Source organism: Brenneria salicis ATCC 15712 = DSM 30166, from assembly GCF_003315515.1.
GTDB lineage: Bacteria > Pseudomonadota > Gammaproteobacteria > Enterobacterales > Enterobacteriaceae > Brenneria > Brenneria salicis.
In genome coordinates this window covers 1-6131 of record NZ_QNRY01000077.1, presented here as the reverse complement: position 1 = coordinate 6131, position 6131 = coordinate 1, and the positions used below count along the sequence as shown (strand labels likewise).

The 6131-nt window shown below is 49.7% G+C and carries 4 protein-coding genes, 1 pseudogene and 1 riboswitch; of the genes and pseudogenes, 3 read left to right on the top strand and 2 right to left on the bottom strand.

The features are described from left to right. The coding region (locus DES54_RS18080; RefSeq protein WP_113869741.1) for a bifunctional transcriptional activator/DNA repair enzyme AdaA at positions 1-782 on the bottom strand (782 nt) is incomplete at its 3' end. 214 nt (positions 783-996) lie between these two features. Between DES54_RS18080 and DES54_RS18075 the strand changes: the two genes are divergently transcribed. The 3 genes and pseudogenes from DES54_RS18075 to tehB all read left to right on the top strand — a co-directional run bounded on the left by DES54_RS18075 (position 997) and on the right by tehB (position 4837). After that, entirely contained in the window at positions 997-1659 is a 663-nt protein-coding gene (locus DES54_RS18075) for a DNA-3-methyladenine glycosylase family protein (RefSeq protein ID WP_113869739.1), read from the top strand. Between the two features lie 453 nt (positions 1660-2112). Continuing rightward, positions 2113-3756: a class I fumarate hydratase FumA gene (gene fumA, locus DES54_RS18070; protein ID WP_113869737.1), complete on the top strand. Its 1644-nt coding sequence runs from the start codon at positions 2113-2115 to the stop codon at positions 3754-3756. A 212-nt stretch (positions 3757-3968) separates the two neighbouring features. After that, a pseudogene (gene tehB, locus DES54_RS18065) lies at positions 3969-4837 on the top strand (SAM-dependent methyltransferase TehB). Between the two features lie 92 nt (positions 4838-4929). Here the strand turns inward: tehB and ribB are convergent. Next, positions 4930-5583 carry a 3,4-dihydroxy-2-butanone-4-phosphate synthase gene (gene ribB / locus DES54_RS18060; protein WP_113869735.1) on the bottom strand — a complete coding sequence of 218 codons (654 nt, stop codon included), beginning with the start codon at positions 5581-5583 and terminating at the stop codon, positions 4930-4932. A 127-nt stretch (positions 5584-5710) separates the two neighbouring features. Then, positions 5711-5920: riboswitch (FMN riboswitch) on the bottom strand. Positions 5921-6131: the final 211 nt, after the last annotated feature.

The window sequence follows — 6131 nt, the reverse complement described above, 5'->3', positions numbered from 1 at the left end:
AAAAATGTCAGACAATTTATTAAAACCGCATCACCTTTCCCAGGCAACAAACCTGGACTAACAAAAGTGGAGCGGTAATAGGCGCAGTTATTTAGCAGAATGGCGCAGATCCCGCGTTCACTTTCAGCCACCAGGATCTCACCGATTGAACAGACGCCAACCGCGAAGTAGATCGCCATACCTTGTCCCTGATGGCGAAATGCCGTCGGCGTCATGCCCAGCAACGCATTGGATTGCGCGTAAAAACGCCCGTTAGCGCCATAACTTGCAGCCAATATCGCCTCCGTGACCGACCCCTTCGCCATTAATTGGCGGCGAACCTGCTGATGTTGATATGCGTGAGCATACTGTTTCGGCGTTACACCCGTTGTCGCTTTAAACAAACGGTGAAAATAAAAGGTGCTCAGCCCAACCATCCTGGTCAGCGCCGCCAACGTTAGCGGATTATCCGATCTCTCGATAATACGACAGGCATTGGCTATCTGCTCCATCTGCTGCGCCTCCCGCGAGATTCGTCTTTGGCGGCACCGCTTACAGGGGAGAAATCCCGCCGCTTCCGCCTCATCGGGCGAATCAAAAAACAGCACATTCTCGTGTTTCGGCTGACGTGAGGCACAGGAAGGTGAACAATATACCCCGGTCGTTTTAACGGCATAGACAAAATGGCCATCAGCCGCCTTGTTTCGGGTACGTAAAGCCAGCCAGCGAGGATCATCATCCTCGCCGGGCGGATCGACATGAATGATTTGCCCGGTCTGTTGGCATGGACCGTTAAGTTTCATTACTCACCTCACGCGTTATGGTTATAGAAGCCCGATTTATGGCGCTCCTCACCATAAGATGAAAAAACGTGGCGCACACGCCCAATCCTTGCTTTTTAATTCAAAGCATCGCTCAGGATCATCCATAGCGTAGCGGATCATCATATAATCACCTGTGTTCGATTGCCTTACCAGATCATGGCCTTTCAAAATATGTAAACCAGGGAAAACAGTGATGACGTCCAACCCCCAACGGAATTTTGATCATAAAGCCGCAGCACACCTCAGCGCCATTAACGAACGCTGGGCCAACCTGATATCGCAGGTAGGAGCATGCCGCCATCAGACAGCCCCTCATAGAGAACCTTATGAAGCCTTGATCCGGGCGGTTGCCCACCAGCAGTTAACCACCCGCGCCGGTGATGCGATGGTGACGAAACTGATGAACATCCATGATGGACAATTTCCCAGCGTAGAACAGATGGTCGCCTGCTCCAGCGCAACCCTGAGGCAATGCGGTTTTTCCGCCCGCAAAATAGACACCCTGCACGCCATCTCCCACGGCGCCTTGAGCGGTCTGGTGCCAAGCCTTGAACAGGCTGCCGGTATGGATGATGAAACGCTTATCAGGCAGTTGTGCTCATTAAAAGGGATTGGCCGCTGGACGGTGGAAATTTTTCTGATTTACTCGCTGGAACGAACGGATATTATGCCGCTCGACGATTTAGGCATCCGACAAGGTCTACGCTATGTCTACCATTTACAAGAGATGCCGACTCGCCATCTCCTGCGTGAACTGAGCGAACCTTGTCAGCCTTATCGCACCATTGCATCATGGTACTTATGGCGTGCGCCTGCACTGCCGGATTATCAGGCGTTCAGACTGAAACTGCTTTAATGGCAACAGAACGAGCGCTGTGCTTATATTATTTTCGCTTTATGCAATCGGTTTAAAAAAATAACAGCATTAATCGAACAGTTATTATTTTTAACCAGAGTAATGATTTTAATTAAGTAACTTAATTAAATAACTTAATATCACCCTGTCTCAATAATCAAACCTATTTGATTACAATGATTTTACTTTTCTTCATCATAACGCGGACAAGCAAATAATCCTGTTAATTATTGCCAATTATGTGATGTACCAAAGTGGTACTTGCCGCCACAAAACCATACTATTATAGGGATTATTACTTTTGTGTTTGTCCAGGATAAGAATGCCACAATGAAAAAACCGCGTTCTATTCCCCCGCGCGACAGGTATTCGACCTGATACAAAAGTCTTTAACTGAGATTGAATCACACAAAATACAAGCCTACTAATAATACGAACGCGAGTGAGAAAACAATGTCAAATAAACCCTTCCACTACCAAGAACCTTTTCCATTAGGTCAAGATGACACCGAGTATCGTCTGCTAAGCAATGATTTTGTTTCTGTGACGCAATTTGAAGGTCAGGATATTCTTAAGATTGAGCCGGAAGCCCTAACCATCCTCGCTCAACAAGCCTTCCACGATGCGTCTTTTATGCTTCGTCCTTCCCATCAACAGCAAGTCGCCGATATCCTTCACGACCCGGAAGCCAGCGAAAACGACAAATACGTCGCCCTGCAATTCCTGCGTAACTCTGAAATTGCCGCTAAAGGTATTTTGCCGACCTGCCAGGACACCGGTACGGCGATCATCGTCGGCAAAAAAGGCCAGAGAGTATGGACCGGCGGCAATGATGCCGAGGCGCTGTCTCGCGGCGTGTACAACACCTTTATCGAAGATAACCTGCGCTACTCACAGAACGCGGCGCTGGATATGTACCAAGAGGTGAACACCGGCACCAACCTGCCTGCCCAGATAGACCTCTACACCACCGAGGGCGAAGATTATAAATTCCTGTTTGTCTCTAAGGGTGGCGGTTCCGCCAACAAAACCTACTTGTATCAGGAAACCAAAGCGTTATTGACGCCAGAAAAACTGAAAAGCTTCCTGATTGAGAAAATGCGTTCCCTGGGTACGGCTGCCTGCCCGCCGTATCACATTGCGTTTGTCATTGGCGGCACCTCGGCGGAAAGCACGCTCAAAACCGTCAAACTGGCGTCCACCCGCTACTATGACGAACTACCGACTGAGGGCAACGAGCACGGACAAGCCTTCCGTGATGTGGCGCTGGAGCAGGAAATTCTGCAAGCCGCGCGTGATCTGGGCCTGGGCGCGCAATTCGGCGGTAAATACTTTGCTCACGATGTACGCATTATCCGCCTGCCGCGCCACGGCGCATCTTGTCCGGTCGGAATGGGCGTATCCTGTTCGGCTGACCGCAATATCAAGGGCAAGATCAACCGTAAAGGGATCTGGCTGGAACAACTGGAACAGAATCCCGGCAAGTATATTCCTGAACATTTGCGCCAGGCCGGTGAAGGCGATGCGGTCAAAATCGACCTGAATCGTCCGATGGCCGAGATCCTGAAAACGCTGTCGCAGTATCCGGTATCGACTCGACTGTCCCTGACCGGCACCATCATCGTGGGCCGTGACATTGCGCATGCCAAACTGAAAGAGCGTCTGGATAACGGCGAAGGTCTGCCGCAGTACATCAAAGATCATCTGATTTACTATGCAGGTCCGGCTAAAACCCCGGCGGGTTATGCATCCGGCTCATTAGGCCCGACCACCGCAGGCCGGATGGACTCTTATGTTGATTTACTGCAAGCCAACGGCGGCAGCATGATCATGCTGGCAAAAGGCAACCGCAGCCAGCAAGTTACCGATGCGTGCAAGAAACACGGTGGTTTCTACCTTGGCAGCATTGGCGGCCCGGCGGCGATTCTGGCGCAAAACAGCATCAAGAGTCTGACCTGCGTGGAATACCCGGAACTGGGTATGGAAGCCATTTGGAAAATCGAAGTGGAAGACTTCCCGGCCTTCATTCTGGTAGATGATAAAGGGAACGATTTCTTTCAGATTATTCAGAATTCCAAATGTACTAAATGTGCATAAGAAAACGCCCCGGCGCATCTCGCCGGGGATTTCATCCTCTTCGTTTACCCTGATTGAGTGCCCCTCTCAGCCATCATTTAGCATGCTATTCATTCCTTTGGCTGTTATCTTTTTTCCTTCGAAATAAATATCGCATTTAAAATATATATTTATTGGCAAGCAACGTGCTGGTTTATAACATTGGGTGTTAGCAGGTACGTGCAGAGGTAAAGATGCAAGATCTTATTTGTTATAAAAAAATGCCACCGTGGAATAGCCAGACATTACCCGCCGCCTTTCAGGAAAAACACAATACCAAGGCCGGCACCTGGGCTAAACTCTCCCTGCGTCGTGGGGAAATGACTCTGGCGCTGTTACACGAAAATGGCGATATTCAGGAAACGTTTCATTTCTCGCCACAAAATCAGCCACCGATTGTCGCACCGCAGGTATGGCACCAGATCGTCTCTTTTTCTGATGATCTCGAATGTGAACTGAGTTTTTCTGTTCGCCAGAAGATTTTTACCACAAAAAATACGGGCTGACGCGCACGCATTCCGACGTCATTGACGCCATGCAATACATCACCTCTTGTAAAATGCTGGATTTGGGCTGTGGCGGCGGGCGTAACTCACTGTATCTGAACTTGCGCGGGTTTGATGTCACCGCCTGCGACAAGAATGAGCAGAGCATTGCCTCACTCAGTAACATCATCAGCAGTGAAAGGTTGAGGGCAATTCGGGCTGACGTTTATGACATCAATCTGGCTGAAATCAACGCGCAATACGACTTTATTCTGTCAACGGTGGTGTTGATGTTCCTGGAGCGCGATCGCATTCCACATGTCATTAACAACATGCAGGAGAGCACCACAAACGGCGGTTATAATTTAATTATCGCCGCCATGTCGACCGATGACTATCCGTGTCCGCTCCCCTTCTCCTTCACCTTTAAACAAGGCGAATTGAAGCAGTATTATGCCGACTGGGATATCATCAAATACAACGAAGACCTCGGCGAGTTGCACAAAACGGACGTCAACGGCAACCGCATCAAGCTGCGTTTCGCCACACTGCTGGCGAGAAAACGGCAGTTTGCCTGAATAAGACAGCGGCTGATGCTAAAAAATCGCAATACGGAAAATAACAGAGGGCCGGGAATGCCGGCCCTCTGTTTCGCTTAAAGCTTGCTCACTTAGCCTGCTTTACGCTCCATCGCCTGACGGTAAGCCACCAGATCTTCGATGGTCAATACCGGCATGTGGTGTTGTCTGGCGAACGCGACAACTTCCGGCGCATGGGCCATGGAACCGTCGTCATTGGTTAATTCACACAGCACACCCGCTGGCTTTAGCCCCGCCAACATCGCCAGATCCACCGAGGCTTCCGTGTGTCCGCCACGCGTCAACACGCCGCCCGGCTGCGCGCGCAGCGGGAAAACGTGACCGGGATGATTCAGATCGCTTGGTTTCGCATCATCTGCAATTGCCGTTCGGATCGTGGTAATACGGTCAGCGGCAGAAACGCCGGTGGTGACCCCTTTTGCGGCTTCAATCGAGATGGTAAAACCGGTCTGATAAGCGCTGGAGTTATGCTCCACCATCATCGGTAATTCCAACCGCTGACGATGCGCGTCGGTCAGGCACAGACAAACAATGCCGCTGCCGTGGCGAATAGTCAGCGCCATTTGTTCTACGGTCATGTTTTCAGCCGCAAAAATAAGATCGCCTTCGTTTTCGCGATCTTCATCATCCAGAACCAGAACGCCACGACCTTGACGCAAAGCACCAAGAGCACGTTCCACACGTTCGGTAGGATTGCCAAATTCAGAAAGTAATGTCTGATTCATGGTAAAAAACCTCAATATTTTTATGGATTACCAGAATCAGGGCGAACTTGAGGAGTAACCATTACCACCGATTGCATGATAATAGCTAACAAAAATAACGCGAGCGGGCGCTATGCCCGACAGGTATCGTTACTCTCTCCCATCCGGACTATCACCGTCGGCCCCGGAATTACACCGGGTCTGCTGACCTCACGCTGAAAAACCAGGCGGTTTCGCCGTTAAATCAAACGATGTGAGCGTTCGCGGGCTTCCAATTCCTATACGTCGTAAATATTTCTACGTTGTATACGACTGATTTACCGCCGGTGGGGAATTACACCCCGCCCTGAGAATAAGCGAAATAACTATAACGCTAATGCAGTTGCAGGGCAATTGATCAGCCACAGGAAATGTGACATGGAAACAATGGATCTCACGGGGCAAGTTCGATGTTTTAGTTTATCCAATACTCAACTAAATAACTGCGCCTATTACCGCTCCACTTTTGTTAGTCCAGGTTTGTTGCCTGGGAAAGGTGATGCGGTTTTAATAAATTGTCTGACATTTTT

Excerpts from the sequence above, each read along its gene's own strand:
- ribB (WP_113869735.1), bottom strand. The coding sequence starts at position 5,583 with ATGAATCAGACATTACTTTCTGAATTTGGCAATCCTACCGAACGTGTG.
- fumA (WP_113869737.1), top strand. The coding sequence starts at position 2,113 with ATGTCAAATAAACCCTTCCACTACCAAGAACCTTTTCCATTAGGTCAA.
- DES54_RS18075 (WP_113869739.1), top strand. The coding sequence starts at position 997 with ATGACGTCCAACCCCCAACGGAATTTTGATCATAAAGCCGCAGCACAC.